Source organism: Collibacillus ludicampi (assembly GCF_023705585.1).
Taxonomy (GTDB): Bacteria; Bacillota; Bacilli; order Tumebacillales; family BOQE01; genus Collibacillus; species Collibacillus ludicampi.
Genome location: NZ_BOQE01000001.1, coordinates 775,546 through 793,267 on the forward strand (window position 1 = coordinate 775,546; position 17,722 = coordinate 793,267).

A 17,722-nucleotide genomic window follows, 5' to 3' on the forward strand; every position below is an offset into this window, starting at 1 on the left:
GGTGTTGGACATGGATGTTACTCCTTTAGAAAAACTGATACGGCAACGCGGACTGAAGAAAGTTTGGATAGCTGAGCAATGCGGGATAACAAGGAGCACCTTGTCGTCTATCAGTGCCGGAAAACAAGAACCAACGTTGCGCGTAGCATTGAAGATAGCGAGGTTGTTTGACGTCAGCGTTGAGGAGTTGTGGGGATGGATACTTGCGGAAGAAGAAAACCGCCCCGATCAGTAAGGCCGAGGCGGTTACATTATCATGATTTAAGAAGCGCAGCTTAAGGGGAAAGGTTGAAATGGAGATATTCTGTTTAAGATACCCATTGACAATCTTCGGGGTTCTTGTGAGGTAGAAATCTTTTGAACGATGTGATCCGTAGATTGTGACTTTCAGTACGCTCTAAATACTGAATTTCGCAACACAACAAAGGCTCTACCCATTGCACTCCGGTTCTGTCTCGATACGTGTGTATCTGTTGGGCCACTTCGAGAAACGCCTGTTTCTCTAGCGGATTGAAGCCAAACTCTACAGTAGCTACCGGTTTATAAGATACCGTCGGAAAATGAAGGCCAACAAGCAGCCCAAACCGGGGTTTCATACGATATCCTAAAATTACAACGTCTATATTCCGGAAGTTTTTTATTTTGATCCAATCGGTACTTCGTGTATCCAATGCGTACTTGGATCGTTTACGCTTGGCTACAATACCCTCCCATCGATTCTGCTTAGACCATTCCAGGAGCCAATCGCCAATTTCCTCTACGAATAGTGTTTGAGTAATCACCTCATTGGGCTGGATGCTCTTGGAGGATATGCTTTCGACTAACGAGATCCTTGTTTAATTGTTCTGTACCATCGGTATAGAGCACATCAAAGGCGATTAATGTTGCCGGCATTTGCTGTCTTGCATGAGCGATTTTCTCCGGATCGCTCAAGCGGCCACGGGTGTTGAAATCGTCGAAGATCGTCCGGCCATCTCGATACGCCTTCACAATCGATAATAGCTTCCTCTACTTGTATGGCATCCGCAGCTTCTTGAAATTCCGGAAATTTTTCTGTAATCCGGCTTCCATGACGAGTAAAGACTTCGATCTTTCGCCCCTTCTTATGTACCAGGCATCTCCATCCATCAGCCTTTAGTTCATAAAAGTAATCCGGGTGTCTAAGATCAAAAGTCTTCTGCATGGAGGCTAACATTGGTTTAATCGGCTGAAAAAGCACAAGCACACACCTCGCTTGTGTATTTTCGCATGTAGATTGCATGGATTCTACAGGGGATGAATGGTAGGCTAACCATCGAAAATCGATAACCATTCCCATCGATGGTTTTATACTTCGTTTTTTGGGAATTTTATGGGTAAGAAATGGGGGATGGTTATGAGGTCAATGTGGAAAGGAAGTATCAGCTTTGGTTTAGTCAATATTCCGGTCAGTCTTTATAAAGCCACGGAAGATCACACTACCAGTTTCCGCAGCCTTCACGAAGAATGTCGAAATCCGATCCAGTATAAAAAGTGGTGCCCCGTTTGTAACCGCGAAATCGCCAACAATGAAATCATACGGGGATACGAATATGCACCGGGTAACTACATCGTTCTTACGGACGATGACTTAGAAAAATTGCCTCTACCGACCTTGCGCGCGATCGAGATTCTGCATTTCACCAATAAGGACGATATTGATCCGATCTTTTTCGAGAAATCATACTATATCGGTCCTGGAGAATTTGGAGCCAAGCCCTATAAGCTGCTTCATGATGCGATGGAGGCCACGGGAAAGGTGGCAGTCGCCAAAGTAGCATTCCGTACAAGTGAGCACTTGGCAGTGGTTCGAATCCATAACCGTGGCCTTGTGTTGAATATGATTCATTATCCGGATGAGGTTAGGAAGTTAGAAGGCGTACCTGGGATCACGGAGATCGATCATATAGCGGTCAATGAAGATGAACTTGAGATGGCTAAAACTTTGATTGAGCAGATCAGCGGAGCCTTTCGCAATGACTATAAGAGCAACTATCAGGAAGCTCTAAAGGCTCTCATTAACGCTAAAATAGAGAATGTCGAAATCGAGTCGCCAGTCACTCCACGATCTAACAATGTAATTGATCTCATGGATTCGTTAAAAAGAAGTATTGAAAGAATGAGATCACAAGCAGATACGTCAGAAAAAGCGATTGAAGCAACGGGAACCGATGTAGGAACGGCTATTGATCCGACTCATGCTACTTTAGAGAAACCTAAGCGGCGTAGACGTAGGAAGATCAATGAGGAATAAGAAGTGAATTCGAGAATACATTCCACCGCATCATTCTTTACATTCCCCACCAATAGGGACACTGGATATGCCCTCATCTCATCAGTAAGGTAGAGCACAAGCAACGAATGCAACAACTCCACATCCTGCTTCTTCCGATCTTAGGGAAGTTAAGATTTAATTGAGGAAAACAAAACCGCCCCGAGTGACGGGGTGGTTCATTCTACATCAATAAGGTCTGTCAGTGGAATGTTCCGCATATTTCCTTCCTGATCCTTCCCTTTCAACTGCTTTGAGTACGGATCGATCTTCTCCGGAATTATTTCTACTCGATCGGGGCCAAAGGGTTTATACACGATTACTGATATGTAGCGTTGGTCTTGAATTGCATCCGCAAGCACCCTAGACATCTCCTCAATCTTTTGTTCATCCAAGACGGGGCGCGGCTGTCTTTTTTCTTCCTTTTCTAATCGTTTCATGGCCTCACAGTGTTCTGGTAAAATGATGCGCATAGATTCGAAGATGTTTCCGTCGATTATTCGCATGTTGTTCCCTCCAGAAGATAAGAACGTATGTTCTTATTATATGAGGTTGGGAAATAAAATAAAAGTGTACATATTCCGGGTATTGGGGTTGCAATTGAGGATCTTTGGCCAGAGGAAGAAGAAAACCGCCCAGATCAGTGAGACAGAGGCGGTTTAGATAAGAGAGTTGTAACTTCGTGATCACCTGAGTTACGGTGTAAGCTTTTCAATGGTTATTGAAGATTGAGAAAAAGCTCCAACTCCAATCACAGATGCCGAAAATAAAAGCTGCGAACTTCCTGGAGTTGTCACTTGGAAGACCACATCCCCAACAGTTTGAGTATTTACAGCTAGAAGGGGAAATACTGCACCAGCGGGATTCGGGGTCGCGCCACCAACTGGTGTATAATTGACAAATACATTTCCGAGTATACTTTCCAACGCGGTATCTAAAATAAACGTTACCCTGTAAAATCCTGTTTCGGTAATGTTAAAAGTATCAGGAGAAGCGAAGTTGATGGCCGTTCCAAAACTTGCTTGAGCCGCACCTGCGGAGTTGAATGGAATAGGGGCTGAACCACCTAAGGCAACAATGCTCACGTTTACAGTCGTTCCGTTTCTACGATATAAGACTGATGAAAGACCTCCGGCAGGTCCAGGTGGCCCTTGCGGTCCAGGTGGCCCCTGCGGACCAATTGGTCCTTGTATACCTATTCCCCTTGGCCCAGGAGGGCCAGGAGGACCAGGAGGACCTTGTTCTAACGGTTCCCAAAATTGCCCATTAAAACGATAAAATATTTTTTGATCAGTATCTAAAAACAAAGCACCTACGTCAGCTGTTAGGGGACGGCTAGATAACGGACCTTCCTGAATCGAAGGAGCTCCGCCTGCATTAATGACGAATTGTGGGTCGGAGTTCCCGACGAAGTAATTGCTATCCGCCAATTACAACTCTCCCTTCTTTTTTGGTCATGTATAGCAACTTACTTGCATTCTCTTTTTATGATCCTTTTCAGCAAAAAATACCACGCCTCAATTTTTCAGTCACCACGTGTGCTTTCTCAATCGTGGACATGTGGAATCTTTGAGTCTCTGAGGGAAAGAATCTCGGAAGAGATGGTCACAGTCAGGCGGCAATTACATAGCAGCGCCATATTCATCATGAAAAAGGAGTGGCGACAGTGGGATGTGATGGTGGAATACAAGAAGAAGGGCCATATTAAGCAGGCACCATACATGCTTCCGATGCTTGAAGCGGAGGCGATAGGGAGGTTGGAGTATATTTTGGAGCCCCGGTACTAGGCTCTTCGTAATCACAAATCAAACCCGCTATAATGAAATTGGTGATGAAAATGTGTGGACGATATTCCTTCTCTCCTGAGATCCAACAAATTATCCAAAGGTTCAAGATCGACGAGATAACTTTTGAATACACACCGAGATACAACCTTGCGCCTGGACAAATGATCCCCGCTATTATCGCTAATGAAGGAAGGAATCGATTAGGTCTTCTTAAGTGGGGCTTGATTCCATATTGGGCTAAGGATGAGAAAATTGGGTATAAAACGATCAACGCGAAAGCTGAAACGGTGCATGAGAAACCGGCTTTCAGGCATGCGTTTAGAAAGAAGCGTTGCATCATTCCAGCTGACGGTTTCTACGAGTGGAAAAAATCAGAGTCGGGCAAACAGCCAATGAGGATCACACTGAAAAGTGGCGAACCGTTCGGAATGGCTGGGTTGTTCGATAGCTGGACTTCATCGGATGGAACCAAGATTCATACATGCACGATCATAACGACGCGGCCGAACGAGCTTGTTAGCGAGATCCACGACCGTATGCCGGTGATTCTAAGGCCGGAAGATGAAACAATCTGGTTGGATCGAGAAAAGCAAGATGTTGAGTTACTACAGTCATTGCTTGTGCCCTACCCCGCCGAGCAGATGAGGGCGTATCCGGTATCACCAATGGTGGGGAATGTGAAGAATGATACGGAGTTACTAACCTGGTTATATGCATAAAAACCGCCACGATAAGTACGAGGCGGGTTTTATTTTTTGTATGTTTTTAGGTGAAAGTAGAAAGAAACTAAAGTTGAATACGACAGAAATAAAATTTACTATTTTAATCAATTTTTTAAACAGATTTATCTTTTGGCATCTTCCAACGGGCTCTTATATCGGGAATTGAGAAGGCTATCATCAATAATATAGCCAGTACAACAATTAACCAAAATGCTGTCCTAATATCACTACTGGTTAAAGTAATTTGGTTGTTTAAGACTGGAATTTTAGAATAGGCAAGTATGAATAGCAAAAAAGTTATAACCAATATAACGATAAACCACATTCCTTTAGTTAATTGTGCGCGCTTAAATGCTTCTTTTCCTAAAGTCCCCATTGGATCATTTGCATTTTTAGAAGCTAGATTTGCAGGCGAGACATTTTGATTATTTCCCATCCGTCTCTACCCTGTCCTTCCAATCTAAATATGCTCCGATAATTCCTCCGAGTGACATGATTACTCCTACAATAGAAGTCAGGGGACCTAACGAACCTGATAATCCTGAAGTAATAAAAATACCTATAAGCATTGAACAAATAATCCATATTAACGAGTAATACTTGTATAGATCAAAATTTCTTTGCAATGTACTATCCACACCTCCCGCCGGACTGTTATTTACTATTCTAAAGCTAATATATGTATCACCGTATGTTAAGTTTACAGAGGCCTCTGATATAGCTTTATTTTTCACAATTCCTTCAAGTACATCGGTTATCTGCTTTGAATTTGACAATTCGTCAAGTGTATCATTTGAGCCTTTATCCAGGAGCCATTGTCCACTTCTATCATTAAATTGACCCCTTTCCTGAAATTTTTCATACAACTTACTATAAGGTATTACCTTCTCACCGGTTAAAAAACTATTTTCGTCTTTCTCAATGGATTCTGTCTTCTCTCCAAATTCTAAGCTATTTAATATACTATAAGATTGCAATGCACTCACCTCCTAGCTATTTCTACCAAGGAACGTAATTTTTTCATTGCAAGTTCGCTTGAATATTTAATAAAACTATTCAAATTATCTAATTTCATCGTGTTTTGTTGAAATACATCAATATCGAATACCAAATTATGACTAATATTCTGCATTTGAGTTGAATCAGAGAACTGGACTGACACGTTTGTTTCGGATCGAATACAAATATTTACTCCGTACTGCCCCTCAAATGTTGAGAAAATAACTTGTGGATTAAAGATATTAGAATTCATTTCCGATTCAGTTATTTTAAGGAACTTATCCTTTATTATTTCGTTAGATTTCTCAGGAGAATCCATAGATTGACCAAAAAACAAACGTAAACCTACTCGATTAAACTCTTCAACTTCTAAGATAGATGTTGTTACATCGATACTCCTAATTACTAAATTTTTAAAACTTGAGAAAGGTACGGGATTATTACTGTCTACCGATACTCTATCAGGTAAAGTTGCAACGATAGTTTTCTCTGTTGGATTCACTAAAATTAATGCACCATTCTGTGGATCCCTTTGGCTATGAGGAAACTCTTTCCTCAATTTTTTTGCTATGTAATTTATTTTTTGAAGTTCATCAAAAAGAAATGTTTGATTAAAACGCACTTCAAGAAGTGCTTTTTCTAATTTAAAACCAATGTCTTTAAGATCAGCTTCCATTAAAAGACTCATCTGAAAAATTCCCTTCCTCTTTTACGTAAAATTATCCTTTATTTACATAGCATTCGCGGTTAAAAGCTATTTTCCTGCTATAGATTTTATGGAGGTATTACAAAACGTATATATCATCAAGAAACACCATAAATAACATTAATAATAAGTAGTGAACTTATTTATATAATTATCTTCTATCCATAGTCCAATTTAGTAAAACCCCATCATAATTACATATGATCTATTATTAAAAACTATTTAATTAAACACCTAGTTGTATTTACTATTACCCCGGCATCACGCCGGGGGCTTTGTTTTTGCCAACACCACCTGCTTCTCAATCGCCTGCTCCACAATTCTCTCAAGCGGCCCGATAAGACCTACCGCCTTCTCTTTTAGCGGCCCCAGGTTGGCTAGTACATCCTGCACAGCAGCCTGTTTCACGCTGGCCGCGACTTCCGGGGTGAACAGCCCTTGCGCTTTGAGTCCGGACACGAGTCGTGTAGGTAATAAAAAAAGAGCCCGGCACTAAGCCGGGGTTCTTCATTCGTACTTATTCGTATTTGATATACCCGTTAAACCCTTTCGCCTTTAGTTCATCTAGAAGCGCCTGTGCATTTTTTGGATCTTTGAATGCACCAACTTGCACGCGGTATAACTTTTGAGGCGCGGGTTGCGGCTGAGGTTTCGGTTGTGGTTGCGGTGTTGGCTGTGGTCGTGGTTGTGGCTGAGGAGTAGGCTGTAGTGCATAATCTGTAATTACCCATGCCTCCATCATAAACGGTGCTTTTAAATCTTGAGCAACATAACCTGTAATCACATCATATGGAATCCATGCGTATCCGCCATCAGCCCATGATGTTCCCCATTGGTTGAGAATGCGAACAAACCCCTTATAGTGCTCGCCATTCGAGTAGGTATACTCCAAATTATCGTCGTACCCGACGATGTTGTAATCATGTCCTCCTAAAATTGTTCCCTCTGGTTTAGGGATGAATTTGTTTTGTTCAGGATGTATGAAGTTAGAGCATACCCACGAAGCGAAATTAACAGGGTAACCATTGGCAATTGCGTGTTTGATCTCGTCTAACGTCTGAATGCGGGCGTATGATCCGATCTTGTACTTTGCGGCTTCATCAAGCATTGCCTGCGTGGGTTTCGGAAGATTATGAATATCCGTTAGCAGGCTGTATGGCATCGTAGATTCTAAGCAAGCCCCGTATTTTTGTAACACTTGCATAGCTGTTCGTGGGTCAGTTCCCTCATCGGTGTTTCCGTCCAATTGCTTGCACATCACATAAATAAACAATCGGCTAAATGTTTGCTGGAAATTCGCACGGAAGTCCATATCATAGGCGGTTGCATTACCGACACACGTTCCAAAACGTCCTTGATCTTCAAAGAATTGTGTTGGGACGGTCGGCAACATCGCTGACTTCGGCAACGTGTCCACGGCAGCTTTTACATTAAACATTCGTCCATACGAATAATCTCGATAATCTGGTTTCGATGGACGCACATTTGATAACTTATAATCCATATTTATCACCCCTCAGCTTTCACAGTATTGTTTTGCGTGTTTTCAGGTTTTTTCGTTGGTGGAAGCAACAAAACAGCCGCCTCAATTGCCCCATTGATAATCTCCGCTACCCTTGGCGTAATTTCAAACCCAAGGGCCTTGATGATATTCACAGCGTATTGAGTTGCGATTGCTTTACGGTCTATGGTGGAATCGACTTTGTACAGTTGTTCCGCGTATCGTACTGCCGTCTCGGCAGCGTTTTTCGCCTCTTCGACAATGTTTAGTGGCTTTTCGTTCGATGCTTTCTGTTGCTCAATGTTCTTTCTCAAGGTTCCGACGAAAACAGCGCCTACCATTGCAACGTTCAAAGCCATCATGATGTTTTCGTAATTGATCGTCATGTTTTATACCCCTTTCAGTTGTTCAAGAGTTTTTTGGAGATCTTGAATTTGCTTTTCTGCTTGAGCGACTAGTTCATCTTTGGTCGGCTTTTGTGGCTGCGGAGCTGGAGTGGGAGCTGGCGCCGGTGCCGGTGCGTTAGGATCTTCAACACGAAGGTATCGGCAATCGAGCCAACCGCCAAGATCCCCGTAGGTTGTGAATCCCCACGAACCTCCATCTTGCAATTTAGAAAGATGGATTTTCTGTCCGTACTTGAGCACGTAGCGAACAGGATAGGATGTGTCGGGGCCCGAACGTACATTGAGGGCCTCTACCCCTACATAACGCCAAAGGTCTACATCTTTCGTCGGTATTTGCATTTTCTTCAGTTCCTCCTTTATATCAGCGATCACTTTGTCCAATGAGATTTCCCATTTGGCGAGCCAGGGGATTGGGTCTACGTGATCCCCTTGATAATGCTCAGAAACCCACTTATGAGAATGCACGTCTTCGTCAGGGTTCCAGTGGTATTTGTTGCACAAGTATGCCGCCAGCCAAATGTACCGCTTATAAGCCTCTTGAAACCGATTGGGATCATTGGTCGTGCAAAGCTCGATCGATAGGAAATGATGGTTGGCGTAGTTGAATGCGTGCCAAGCGACTTCATTTTCGGGAATCGTTTGTATAATCTGCGTCCAATCCACGAAGAAATGAGCAGATGCGTCCCGCTCCGCGCTGTCGAAATAGGCTTGCTCATTTTGCGCGGTTGCGTTTAACGTCTCAGTGTCGTGCAATATCAAGCCTACGGGAATGAGTGGTTCATACGAACGGTTGTGATGAATGAACTGTTGGGTGATTGTATAACCCATGTGCATCCCCCTTTCATTCGTATCGCTTGCCTTCGTAAATAACAAAGCCCACCGGATGGTGGGTGAAGTGCAGAACCGGATCGCCTGGATTCCCAATGGAATGATAGGCATGGTTTTTGTCGATGTATTCCCCTTGCATCTCGATGGGTTTTCCTTCTTTGAGCCCTTTAATACGCTCAGAGAGCCCCATATTGTCTCCGTAGCGTACCGCGCAGAACGTTTCACCTTTCACCACATCAGCACTTGCCCCTTCGATGCTCAGGATTTCGTCAATGCTGATAAGAAAGTGCAAATGACCAACGCCGTGGTGAATCGCATCGTCTTCCACTTTCTTGATGGTGCCCTTCACGTGTACAACCGGTCCACGAAGAGACAAAGGATGATTGTGATGCTCCATGTGTTTGTTTGCCATCGTGTGGCCGAAATGTGGATGGTGTTCGTGGTGTTCAACTACTTTTTTCAATGGATTGACCTCCTTAACGAGTTGATGAAGTTCTTCATGCATCTCTCGGATTTCTGCCAGTTCAGCCATAATTGCCTCATGGTCTTCCTGTGCTCGTTTCTCTGCAGCGCGGCCGAGAATGTGCTGCCCCACCATCAAAAGCGGAAGACTCCAAAGTTGTACGGTATTTGACCAGTACAACAGCTTATCCATTGCAGCAGGAAACAGAATTGGAAGAAACCCGTACAAAAAGAAAAGGTACGTAGTCCACATGTTGCCGAAAGCTAATGTGGCACGTACCGCTAACCATTCATTGAATTTTCGCATTCACGCACCTCCTAATGAGAAGTTCGATAGATCAGGTAAGATACTAATGCTCCGGCAAGTCCCCAAAAGGCTTTGTTCCAAAATCGTTCCCATTTGCCTGTGCTGCTTTGTTTATGTTCATTTAACGCCTGTAAAATGGTTTGTTGAGCTTCCGTGTTTTTCGCAATCTGGACTTTCAATTCCGAAACATCTTTACCTACCACTTCTACCAGTGTTTGTGTACGGACTTGCCCTTCTCGGTGTTGGTTTATTTGCTCGCGAAGAGCTTGTAAATTGGCATCCATCTTTTCAAAATTTCGTTCCATGCTTTCTACTCGATCCTCAAGTCGTAAGACTCGTTGATCCATGTTTACAATCTCCTCCGGCACTTTAAACATCCCACCTTTCGCCACTAAAACAGACTCCTTATTCGGACACTTTACTTCCGTGTCGCTGGACCCACTCGAATAGATCTTCCGGAGTCATATTCTCATCCGGTATGTCCATCCCGCAATGAAAGAGAAAATCCCGGCCGAGTCGGGAGCATATGATTCGCTTTCCTTCTCGCCACGGGATCTTCAGGTTAAAAGCGCACTTGAGGAATAAAACAACAAGATCCCAATAGTCGTACCGTCTTCCCTGTTGCTTCAGGAGCCAACGTAGACCATTGTTCACTTGCTCATCAGTCATGTTCACGCGATAAGCATCATACCTCCCTTCATAATGAGAAAGGCGCTGGAATCCGACCGTGCGAAATCCCTGCGCCTCTATGACTCTGTCACCCCAAACGTAGATAGCTACGTGGGAATATGGACCGTGAGTTACATCTTCAATAATTCGCGAGACTGGATCATGCCCGCGTACAAAGACAATGTCTCCTGCTATTAAATCCACCTTTATCACCTACTTAATTCGCTGTTACCGTGACCGATGCGCTATGTGCTGATTCGTTGCCGTCCGAATCTACGGCCGTAATGGTGAACGTATAGCTTGTACCGCTTGTGAGTCCGGTAACGGTATATGATGTTCCCGTAACCGGCGATGCGTTCACCTTTGTTGACCCCTCATATATGTTATATCCCCCGCCGATTTGAACGTCGATTTCACTGTTTTCTGTCCATGTGAGCGTGACTTGGCCTGTTCCTGCGGTTCCCTGTAAACCTGTCGGAGCATTCGGCGGCGTTGTGTCATTCCATACGATAGAATTTACTTGATCGACGGTTGTGCAAGCATTAAGCTGTTTCAATTTCGTTGCTAACTTAATGCCTTTTTGCTGATTGATCCAAGCACGGCCATCTAGGAACACTTGAACAATTTGATTGGCGGTATGATTTACAAAACCGCTCTCTACTGTGTAATAGTTCACCGGACTTCCATCATAATGAGGACCAGTAACAAAAGTATACTCACCTTGTAAATATGCCAAGCTTTTTTCATCTGCTAGATATGTGTGAGGACTACCTATAGCAGATGAAACAAATGTGGCACATGCTTGATCGCTGTCAAATTGCAATTCCGCTTGCTTTTGCTTTATAGCGAGAGTGAGAGGATCTGAAATTCCTTTTGTAGCTTGATCCCATTGATCTTGTGTTACATCTTTCCAAGAAGGACGCGGAACTGCTGTATCTTCCAGATGAACAATATATGTCCCATCGCCGTTGTCAATCGCGTGTATCAGATCTTTATAGTCGATATCAAGTTCACCATTAATAGCTGGTACGATCTTATACACACTCATTCACCCCTTACTGTTCGATTGCGTAACCAACAATGACATTAACGTTACCGCCAGATCCGTTTGTATTGGCTGTAATGACAACGGATTGATTGAATTGCGCTCCGGCATATGCTGTACTTACTCCGCCAGTAGATATTTGAGCAATCCTACCGTCTGGCGATAAACACCACGATGAAGTATAGGTCATGTTGCTATTAGAAAGCACTGTTGTTCCGTCTATTGTTATTGAGATGCTTGCACTCTGGTTATTTGTTGGGGTTATCCAAACACCAGTTATTTCACCTTTCCCTGTGATATTTAAAACAGTTTGAGGAGTTGTTTGGTTAGTAGAGAAGTTTACAACCCTGAACGTTCTCGGCTTCATCACACCACCTCCATTCACTGTTAATGATCCGTTCACTGTTAAATTTCCTGCAAATGTCGCATTTCCAGAGCCATCGTCGAAAGTGTTACGGAATCCGCTTAATGCACCTGTCTTTAGATTCATCAGGAAAACGCCGCCACCTAATGGATAGCCCCACCATTCCAGTATCGGATTTATAATATTTCCGCTACCATCTGTGGATGCATATAAGGCGTTTGTGACCATATTTGAACCATTAATTTGCCACTGTACACCCCCCGTATTTTTAAAATTGGTATTTGCAGGAATTGCGGCGTTGTAGTTATATTGCACATATGCAGAATCTGAACCAAGTGTATTGCTTATCTTCGTCGTTCCTCCAATGTTGACATTTCCTGCAAACGTTGCATTACCAGAACCGTCTTCGAGAATATTATTCTTCGATGCTACAACATTTGTTCTACTTACAGAGAATGCTTTTACAGCGTTTGATCCACCACCCGTTGTAATACCAAATGGATCAACTGTTGTACCAGATGGAGCGGCAATCGCAACAGCAAATGCGTTTCCATTTAAGTCGGAAATTGAACCTGTAACGTCCGCATTAGAAGCATATGCACCAAGAAAATTCCCATTAACAGTAAGAGTTTTTCCGCTCGGTATAGTTACGTTGCCATAGGGATCGATTGTAGTGCCACCAACGTTGAGAGATGTACCAGTGGTATTTACTGTAGGCATCTGCGCGCCGAGAGAACCATCTGGAGTATTATCTATATAAGCTGTCGTGGTGTTATCGTTGATCTGAGTAAGGAAATAGAAGGTAGATCCGTTTGCTTTTGTACGATAAAGAATCCTTGCTACCGTACCAGTTGGACCCGTTGGGATATTGGTGATGTTGACTTGCTGAGAAGAAGGAGAAACTGAAGCAGAAGGAGTTCCACCGCCAGTATTTCCTTGAATCTGCAACGTACCGGTTCCTACAGGCCCCTTCCAGTAACCCGTCACAAACGCCACCGCGTATTTATAGTTACCTGTTAAGTTACCTGCTGTTGGATTGACTGCAACTGTCGGCGCTCCTGGTGGTGAAATCGGAGTGAACAGTTTTATTTGTCCGACGTCGTTATTTCCTGACAAAGCATCCGAGAATTGATTTATGTCTTCAGCGTATATGGTGTCCACATTATCTGTTACTTTGTAGAAAGGCACACAGATTCACCTCCACTAGCTCATGCTCACAGTTAATGCACCTGCCGCAAACGAAAGCGTGTCACCTTGGTTTATGGTTTGAGCAGCAGTTAGCGCACCATAGCCAAGAACGTTTCCACCAGTTGGAGCATCGGCAATAAAGAAATACGTCACTGTTCCCCATGGACCCGTAGCCGCAGGAAATGTGATTGCCGTCCCGTTACTTTTGGAACCGTTTGAAGCGGCCGGCCAGTTTGTAGGGTTATTGGCTACGGCTACACGCGCATAACCATTCCCAGAGGGTTCCGTGATGTTGCCACCTGATGTTGTCGGTGTAGTCGTAGATAGACCAACATATAGGGTTGCAGGGGGAGTATAACCAGTTCCTCCAAAAACGAGATTTAAAAAGGTGTTATCAAGGTACGTGGTATAAGGCATGCTTTCAGGCCTCCTTTTGAACCCAAATAAAAACGGCGTAAACTCCATGTTTAAACAGAGGAATTTACACCGCTTTTCAGCCAGCCAATGGCAAGTTTGTGATAAAAAACAACACCTTCGTTATCAGTCGTTTCATATTTACCCGAGAGATTCGTTGAAACATTTTTGATGCCGAACAGAGAATTGTTCGTGATCATTTTTCCGCTCAAATTTCGATATTCATTTTGAACGGATGCGATCGAAGTATTTTCGGTGAACGATCCGTTCAAAGTTTGGCTTTTTACAAAAAACACAGATGGAATCTGTTTTGTTTCAGCAAACATTCCGTTGATATTCTCGTTTTTGACGTAAGTAACTGATGGAATCGTAGTATTACCGTTGAATGCTCCATTTAGATTCTGATCTGCGACAAAAACAGCCGATATAGGAACTGATTCACATGAACTACTCCATTTTGGTCCGTGTATCCGTTGATCACTTGTTGGCATTGTTGAACCAATTGCTGAGAAGTTGAGTAATATCCGTTGTCGATATAGAGCGTGTTGCTTCCGTTCCCCTCCACCAATTGAGCTTTCATGACTTGTTCCGTGACGTATCCGTATTGATCGACCAACTGAGCCGTTTTAGCTCCATAAATCAACGAGCGAACATCTCCACGGTGAAGCGAGTTCACCCATTGTTGGAATCTGTTCGCTCGTTGATCTTCTGTTTCGAGATTTGTTCCCGTTCGGATATCACGTGGATTGGTTACGGTTACGTTGTTCAATCCCGGGATTGGTGTAACAAGTTGCGTGACCGTATTCGCCCTTTGATTCCCGATCGTACCCGTTTGTGTACAAACAACTCGAACAGAAAAGGAAGTGGCTCCTGCCGGCCAAGTCGTTGCGGCTGGCGTTTGGTACTGAATGTTCGTACCAGGAACGGCCACGGTTGTTCCTGCCGGTATTGTGACCGGTGATGTAGGAGGCGTAGGCGTTGAAAAAGTAACCATTGTGTAAGCCTCTTGCGCCGGAAGAAGGGGAAAATTGAACATCGTGTAGGCGGCCATTTTTTGAATTTCCGCTGCGTTTTCTTGCGCGTTTCGATAGAGCCTTGCTAGTTCTTGAGCAAACGCTTCAAATGCCGATCGGATGACACTCCCTGTATTAACATCATCAGACGTAGTGATCAGAGAGGTGTAAGTGTCAATGAGATTGGCGACGATTTGTGTTTCGGTTAAGACTTGAAAGGCCATGACTAACTAACACCCCCTATCGGCAAGGTTACATTCATGTTGATCGGATCTTGCGATCCTGCTGGAATCACGGATAAAGAGATAAAAACGGAATCCTCTTGGATCGTTAGATTTGTCACTTCAGCCTGTCTAATCCTCGGATCTTGGATCGCGCATTGTTGCACGTAATATTTCGCTAAACCCGTGAAATATAACTTATTCGATTCGCCAAGTATGTTGTACAGCTCATTGCCGTAATCCGGATGCAACATCAAAGTCCCTAATGCGGTTTGAAGGCGATTCCTCAACGCCTGAGCCAGATTGTCAAGTCCCGAAACCGTCGCAATGTCATTGTTTGCACGAACAAGAAAGCCGTTGTTATCCAATTTCCAATCGGTACCGAATACCAATGAATAGTTGGTCGAAGTATTGTTCGCTGTAGCATTCGGCGTATATGGATACAACAGTGTGTTCCCGGTTTGTAATACTTGCGTGGTAATGTTTTGTTGATTCACAAAGACAGTGACGATTGCACCACTGTCATAGGTCCCCTGAACTGGACTCGTAAAGGTGATCGTTGAACCGGAAATACTCTGTACTACTCCTGCGCCGTATGACGATCCTTCAGACAAAAAAATCGTATCATTGGGCATGATGTTGACATTGTTTATGTTATTGATCGTAATGCTCTGTGGATTCGTATAAGATCCCACCAGAAAAACAGTTCCCTTCGGATTCGCGTATTGATCGTATGGATCATCCGAGATATAGGGATAACGAAGGTGATTCAAAGAGATGAGGGTATCCACTTGGTTGATGTCGCCAAGTAGTTGCTGCGCTAGGAGTTCGATCGTGTCACCTTTTCCGATGATGTAGGTTGATAATTTCACAGGGTGACACCTCCTAAAATCGTGTTGAACAACGTAGGAGGCGAGAAAGCAGGACTGTTGTTTAAAGCATTGTCCCAAGTCGCGAAGTTGCCCAATCTAAGCAAAGCAGTTGATGTCAACACAAGGGATCGAGTTCCCGATGCGTTATTGCTTTGCGCCGAAAAGGATACCCACATATGCCAGGCGGTTTCGTATAGGTCGCACAGCATTCTCGAGACTCGTATCACCTTTGCTTTCGGTTCATTCATGAGAATCCAGTCGATCGTTTTCATGGCCGATTGGCTGATAAGTGCGATCTGTGAGCAGGACGTGCTATCGAAGTTGAAGATATTCGGGGATACCTGGTTGACGAAGTTCATCCACGCTTGGATACAAGGATAGGCGTTGAGTACATATTGTTCGGCTACCTGTGAGTTTGGAATCTGACTCATTTATGTGCGCCTCCTCCCTTGTATCACGGTATCGTGAGAACCTGTCCTGGATAGATCGTGTACGGGGGTTGAATCGAATTTGCTTGTGCAATTTTACGGATTTGATTCCCGTCGCCGTAGAATTGAACCGCAATCGACCAGAGACTATCACCCGATTGAACCATATAGCTTCTATTGCTTGGTTGGGTATATTGACTCACGATGTTTTGCACGTAGCTCACTCTGTTGCTGATTTGGCTCGCATTCACCTGGACGGAAGGCAGGCCTAGCAAATCCTCTGCTTCTCTTGTGTCCACAGAGGTTGTAATGACGGTCATCCGCAAGGTGTAGTAGTAGAGCAAAGGATTCGACCGGCTCTTGGATGCTTGAAAATCGTCCAGGCTCACCCGATAAACGGTATCGTAGAGGTCGTCGATGACCAACGCATACACGGCTGAAGGATCCGAAGTGTTTGCCTCTTTCCTGCGATGATATTCAACGTAGATGTTATTGTAGAGGCTCATAAAAACATCGAAGCCATCCATCGTTTGATACTGTACTCGTCTGCGCCAACCGGTGTGACCTTGGTAAGTGAGTGTGCGAACGCCGAGACCTCCAAAATCTTGATAGACCCCCTGAAGAGTTTGAGTGGTTGTGACCCGCGCTGGATGGTCCGACTGAAATTCCTGAGGTTTGATCGGCATTGTGAGCGAAGCGACTGGCCCTCCACCCACGACACGAAAAGTAAGATTGCGGTCATATTGGCTACGCGGTGGAGCTGCGCCACGCATAATCTCACCTCCAAAATAAAAACCCCCTCCATTGAAGCGCTGTTACCGCTTTTTAGACCCGGAGAGAGTTTAAACAAGATTGTTCGATGTAGTGATTCCGTTGACCGTTTTGCTCGCCGTGACACTACCGTTTCCGTTTATCGATATTGAAGCGTTGTTGCTTCCGTTAGCAGCATTCAGATTGATTTGCTTTGCCCCGTTGATTGTCACGTTGCCGTTTTGGACACTGATTGTTACACCCTGTTGCGCTAAGTTAATCGTCAGGTTGATTGGTGTTGTTGTATTTGGTGGATTCCATTCCTGCGCTTGATCCCCTGTCGCTAGCGTTTTTGGTGTTGTATCGGGACCAAAAATGATATACGATCCATCCGGATAGTGAATCTCATGGTGACCATTTTTGTCAATTAGTGAATAGACCCCAGATTCATGTCTAAACATCGCCAGCCCCAATTCGTTCACGTGCATTTGAGCATCATTGGGAAAGGTAAACCCGATAACCCTTGGAACGAGTGTCTGCCCCTGTACATAGATAATAGTTGCAAACGTATCGGCTATCTTGGTAGGGATAGCCTTATCCACTATCCCGTTAGGGGTATTCTGCGCATCGTCATTATTGGCAACAGAAGCAAGATATCTAAATCCTGCCACTGTATTTGCTGAATTGAACAGAACCCGGACCCTGCGGAGGATTTGTCCACCGAACAGAGCTACATCCACACTAGAGTC

Annotated in this window: 26 protein-coding genes and 1 pseudogene; 3 read left to right on the top strand and 24 right to left on the bottom strand. The window is 44.1% G+C overall.

From position 1 onward, the window contains the following. Positions 1 to 10 precede the first annotated feature (10 nt). Positions 11 to 235, top strand: a complete 225-nt coding sequence (locus DNHGIG_RS03970; protein ID WP_282198444.1) for a helix-turn-helix transcriptional regulator — start codon at positions 11 to 13, stop codon at positions 233 to 235. Between the two features lie 73 nt (positions 236 to 308). Here DNHGIG_RS03970 and DNHGIG_RS20930 read toward each other — a convergent pair whose 3' ends face one another. The 3 genes and pseudogenes from DNHGIG_RS20930 to DNHGIG_RS20935 all read right to left on the bottom strand — a co-directional run. Next, entirely contained in the window at positions 309 to 782 is a 474-nt protein-coding gene (locus tag DNHGIG_RS20930) for an ATP dependent DNA ligase (RefSeq protein ID WP_369414664.1), read from the bottom strand. A 1-nt stretch (position 783) separates the two neighbouring features. After that, positions 784 to 990, bottom strand: a complete 207-nt coding sequence (locus tag DNHGIG_RS03975) for a hypothetical protein (protein ID WP_282198445.1) — start codon at positions 988 to 990, stop codon at positions 784 to 786. A 16-nt stretch (positions 991 to 1,006) separates the two neighbouring features. Then, a pseudogene (locus DNHGIG_RS20935) lies at positions 1,007 to 1,318 on the bottom strand (ATP-dependent DNA ligase); the annotation flags it as partial. Between the two features lie 57 nt (positions 1,319 to 1,375). Here DNHGIG_RS20935 and ku point away from each other — a divergent pair. Then, on the top strand, positions 1,376 to 2,272 hold the full coding sequence (gene ku / locus DNHGIG_RS03980; RefSeq protein ID WP_282198446.1) for a non-homologous end joining protein Ku: 897 nt from the start codon (positions 1,376 to 1,378) through the stop codon (positions 2,270 to 2,272). A 197-nt stretch (positions 2,273 to 2,469) separates the two neighbouring features. Here ku and DNHGIG_RS03985 read toward each other — a convergent pair whose 3' ends face one another. Beyond that, a complete protein-coding gene (locus DNHGIG_RS03985; RefSeq protein WP_282198447.1) occupies positions 2,470 to 2,796 on the bottom strand; it encodes a YolD-like family protein in 327 nt (108 codons plus the stop codon). Positions 2,797 to 2,985: 189 nt separating this feature from the next. Beyond that, on the bottom strand, positions 2,986 to 3,720 hold the full coding sequence (locus DNHGIG_RS03990) for a hypothetical protein (RefSeq protein WP_282198448.1): 735 nt from the start codon (positions 3,718 to 3,720) through the stop codon (positions 2,986 to 2,988). Between the two features lie 407 nt (positions 3,721 to 4,127). On the opposite strand from DNHGIG_RS03990, the gene DNHGIG_RS03995 reads away from it, so the two are divergent. Further along, positions 4,128 to 4,796 carry an SOS response-associated peptidase gene (locus DNHGIG_RS03995; RefSeq protein WP_282198449.1) on the top strand — a complete coding sequence of 223 codons (669 nt, stop codon included), beginning with the start codon at positions 4,128 to 4,130 and terminating at the stop codon, positions 4,794 to 4,796. Positions 4,797 to 4,911: 115 nt separating this feature from the next. Here DNHGIG_RS03995 and DNHGIG_RS04000 read toward each other — a convergent pair whose 3' ends face one another. The 19 genes from DNHGIG_RS04000 to DNHGIG_RS04090 all read right to left on the bottom strand — a co-directional run bounded on the left by DNHGIG_RS04000 (position 4,912) and on the right by DNHGIG_RS04090 (position 17,713). Next, positions 4,912 to 5,235: a hypothetical protein gene (locus DNHGIG_RS04000; protein WP_282198450.1), complete on the bottom strand. Its 324-nt coding sequence runs from the start codon at positions 5,233 to 5,235 to the stop codon at positions 4,912 to 4,914. Then, a complete protein-coding gene (locus tag DNHGIG_RS04005) occupies positions 5,225 to 5,776 on the bottom strand; it encodes a hypothetical protein (protein ID WP_282198451.1) in 552 nt (183 codons plus the stop codon). The genes DNHGIG_RS04000 and DNHGIG_RS04005 overlap by 11 nt, the downstream gene beginning before the upstream one ends. Before the next feature lie 5 nt (positions 5,777 to 5,781). Continuing rightward, positions 5,782 to 6,474 carry a hypothetical protein gene (locus tag DNHGIG_RS04010; RefSeq protein ID WP_282198452.1) on the bottom strand — a complete coding sequence of 231 codons (693 nt, stop codon included), beginning with the start codon at positions 6,472 to 6,474 and terminating at the stop codon, positions 5,782 to 5,784. 291 nt (positions 6,475 to 6,765) lie between these two features. Next, a complete protein-coding gene (locus tag DNHGIG_RS04015) occupies positions 6,766 to 6,897 on the bottom strand; it encodes a hypothetical protein (protein ID WP_282198453.1) in 132 nt (43 codons plus the stop codon). Positions 6,898 to 7,021: 124 nt separating this feature from the next. Then, complete coding sequence (locus tag DNHGIG_RS04020; protein ID WP_282198454.1) at positions 7,022 to 8,008, bottom strand: C1 family peptidase; 987 nt, start codon at positions 8,006 to 8,008, stop codon at positions 7,022 to 7,024. Between the two features lie 5 nt (positions 8,009 to 8,013). Further along, a complete protein-coding gene (locus DNHGIG_RS04025; protein ID WP_282198455.1) occupies positions 8,014 to 8,391 on the bottom strand; it encodes a phage holin family protein in 378 nt (125 codons plus the stop codon). Between the two features lie 3 nt (positions 8,392 to 8,394). Continuing rightward, positions 8,395 to 9,240 carry an N-acetylmuramoyl-L-alanine amidase gene (locus tag DNHGIG_RS04030; protein WP_282198456.1) on the bottom strand — a complete coding sequence of 282 codons (846 nt, stop codon included), beginning with the start codon at positions 9,238 to 9,240 and terminating at the stop codon, positions 8,395 to 8,397. 13 nt (positions 9,241 to 9,253) lie between these two features. Next, a complete protein-coding gene (locus tag DNHGIG_RS21150) occupies positions 9,254 to 9,652 on the bottom strand; it encodes a hypothetical protein (protein ID WP_282201348.1) in 399 nt (132 codons plus the stop codon). A 368-nt stretch (positions 9,653 to 10,020) separates the two neighbouring features. Further along, a complete protein-coding gene (locus DNHGIG_RS04040; protein WP_282198457.1) occupies positions 10,021 to 10,356 on the bottom strand; it encodes a hypothetical protein in 336 nt (111 codons plus the stop codon). Positions 10,357 to 10,414: 58 nt separating this feature from the next. Next, complete coding sequence (locus DNHGIG_RS04045) at positions 10,415 to 10,882, bottom strand: C40 family peptidase (RefSeq protein WP_282198458.1); 468 nt, start codon at positions 10,880 to 10,882, stop codon at positions 10,415 to 10,417. Positions 10,883 to 10,895: 13 nt separating this feature from the next. Further along, on the bottom strand, positions 10,896 to 11,720 hold the full coding sequence (locus DNHGIG_RS04050) for a fibronectin type III domain-containing protein (protein WP_282198459.1): 825 nt from the start codon (positions 11,718 to 11,720) through the stop codon (positions 10,896 to 10,898). A 13-nt stretch (positions 11,721 to 11,733) separates the two neighbouring features. Then, complete coding sequence (locus tag DNHGIG_RS04055) at positions 11,734 to 13,275, bottom strand: hypothetical protein (protein WP_282198460.1); 1,542 nt, start codon at positions 13,273 to 13,275, stop codon at positions 11,734 to 11,736. 15 nt (positions 13,276 to 13,290) lie between these two features. After that, on the bottom strand, positions 13,291 to 13,692 hold the full coding sequence (locus tag DNHGIG_RS04060; protein WP_282198461.1) for a phage tail fiber protein: 402 nt from the start codon (positions 13,690 to 13,692) through the stop codon (positions 13,291 to 13,293). A gap of 50 nt (positions 13,693 to 13,742) precedes the next feature. Further along, the gene (locus tag DNHGIG_RS04065) at positions 13,743 to 14,015 is read right to left on the bottom strand and encodes a hypothetical protein (RefSeq protein WP_282198462.1); all 273 of its coding nucleotides are present in this window, start codon (positions 14,013 to 14,015) and stop codon (positions 13,743 to 13,745) included. 68 nt (positions 14,016 to 14,083) lie between these two features. After that, a complete protein-coding gene (locus tag DNHGIG_RS04070; RefSeq protein ID WP_282198463.1) occupies positions 14,084 to 14,926 on the bottom strand; it encodes a baseplate J/gp47 family protein in 843 nt (280 codons plus the stop codon). 2 nt (positions 14,927 to 14,928) lie between these two features. Further along, on the bottom strand, positions 14,929 to 15,795 hold the full coding sequence (locus tag DNHGIG_RS04075; protein ID WP_282198464.1) for a DUF2634 domain-containing protein: 867 nt from the start codon (positions 15,793 to 15,795) through the stop codon (positions 14,929 to 14,931). After that, on the bottom strand, positions 15,792 to 16,226 hold the full coding sequence (locus tag DNHGIG_RS04080; protein WP_282198465.1) for a hypothetical protein: 435 nt from the start codon (positions 16,224 to 16,226) through the stop codon (positions 15,792 to 15,794). The genes DNHGIG_RS04075 and DNHGIG_RS04080 overlap by 4 nt, the downstream gene beginning before the upstream one ends. Before the next feature lie 23 nt (positions 16,227 to 16,249). Next, a complete protein-coding gene (locus DNHGIG_RS04085) occupies positions 16,250 to 16,996 on the bottom strand; it encodes a LysM peptidoglycan-binding domain-containing protein (RefSeq protein WP_282198466.1) in 747 nt (248 codons plus the stop codon). Positions 16,997 to 17,065: 69 nt separating this feature from the next. Next, positions 17,066 to 17,713, bottom strand: coding sequence for a hypothetical protein (locus DNHGIG_RS04090; RefSeq protein WP_282198467.1), 648 nt, complete (start codon positions 17,711 to 17,713; stop codon positions 17,066 to 17,068). Between the last annotated feature and the right edge of the window lie 9 nt (positions 17,714 to 17,722).

Excerpts from the sequence above, each read along its gene's own strand:
- DNHGIG_RS04085 (WP_282198466.1), bottom strand. The coding sequence starts at position 16,996 with ATGCGTGGCGCAGCTCCACCGCGTAGCCAATATGACCGCAATCTTACT.
- DNHGIG_RS04060 (WP_282198461.1), bottom strand. The coding sequence starts at position 13,692 with ATGCCTTATACCACGTACCTTGATAACACCTTTTTAAATCTCGTTTTT.
- DNHGIG_RS04010 (WP_282198452.1), bottom strand. The coding sequence starts at position 6,474 with ATGGAAGCTGATCTTAAAGACATTGGTTTTAAATTAGAAAAAGCACTT.
- DNHGIG_RS04020 (WP_282198454.1), bottom strand. The coding sequence starts at position 8,008 with ATGGATTATAAGTTATCAAATGTGCGTCCATCGAAACCAGATTATCGA.
- DNHGIG_RS04025 (WP_282198455.1), bottom strand. The coding sequence starts at position 8,391 with ATGACGATCAATTACGAAAACATCATGATGGCTTTGAACGTTGCAATG.
- DNHGIG_RS03970 (WP_282198444.1), top strand. The coding sequence starts at position 11 with ATGGATGTTACTCCTTTAGAAAAACTGATACGGCAACGCGGACTGAAG.
- DNHGIG_RS03995 (WP_282198449.1), top strand. The coding sequence starts at position 4,128 with ATGTGTGGACGATATTCCTTCTCTCCTGAGATCCAACAAATTATCCAA.
- DNHGIG_RS04065 (WP_282198462.1), bottom strand. The coding sequence starts at position 14,015 with ATGTTTGCTGAAACAAAACAGATTCCATCTGTGTTTTTTGTAAAAAGC.
- DNHGIG_RS04070 (WP_282198463.1), bottom strand. The coding sequence starts at position 14,926 with ATGGCCTTTCAAGTCTTAACCGAAACACAAATCGTCGCCAATCTCATT.
- DNHGIG_RS04000 (WP_282198450.1), bottom strand. The coding sequence starts at position 5,235 with ATGGGAAATAATCAAAATGTCTCGCCTGCAAATCTAGCTTCTAAAAAT.
- DNHGIG_RS04040 (WP_282198457.1), bottom strand. The coding sequence starts at position 10,356 with ATGGATCAACGAGTCTTACGACTTGAGGATCGAGTAGAAAGCATGGAA.
- DNHGIG_RS21150 (WP_282201348.1), bottom strand. The coding sequence starts at position 9,652 with ATGGCAAACAAACACATGGAGCATCACAATCATCCTTTGTCTCTTCGT.
- DNHGIG_RS04030 (WP_282198456.1), bottom strand. The coding sequence starts at position 9,240 with ATGGGTTATACAATCACCCAACAGTTCATTCATCACAACCGTTCGTAT.
- DNHGIG_RS04080 (WP_282198465.1), bottom strand. The coding sequence starts at position 16,226 with ATGAGTCAGATTCCAAACTCACAGGTAGCCGAACAATATGTACTCAAC.
- DNHGIG_RS03985 (WP_282198447.1), bottom strand. The coding sequence starts at position 2,796 with ATGCGAATAATCGACGGAAACATCTTCGAATCTATGCGCATCATTTTA.
- ku (WP_282198446.1), top strand. The coding sequence starts at position 1,376 with ATGAGGTCAATGTGGAAAGGAAGTATCAGCTTTGGTTTAGTCAATATT.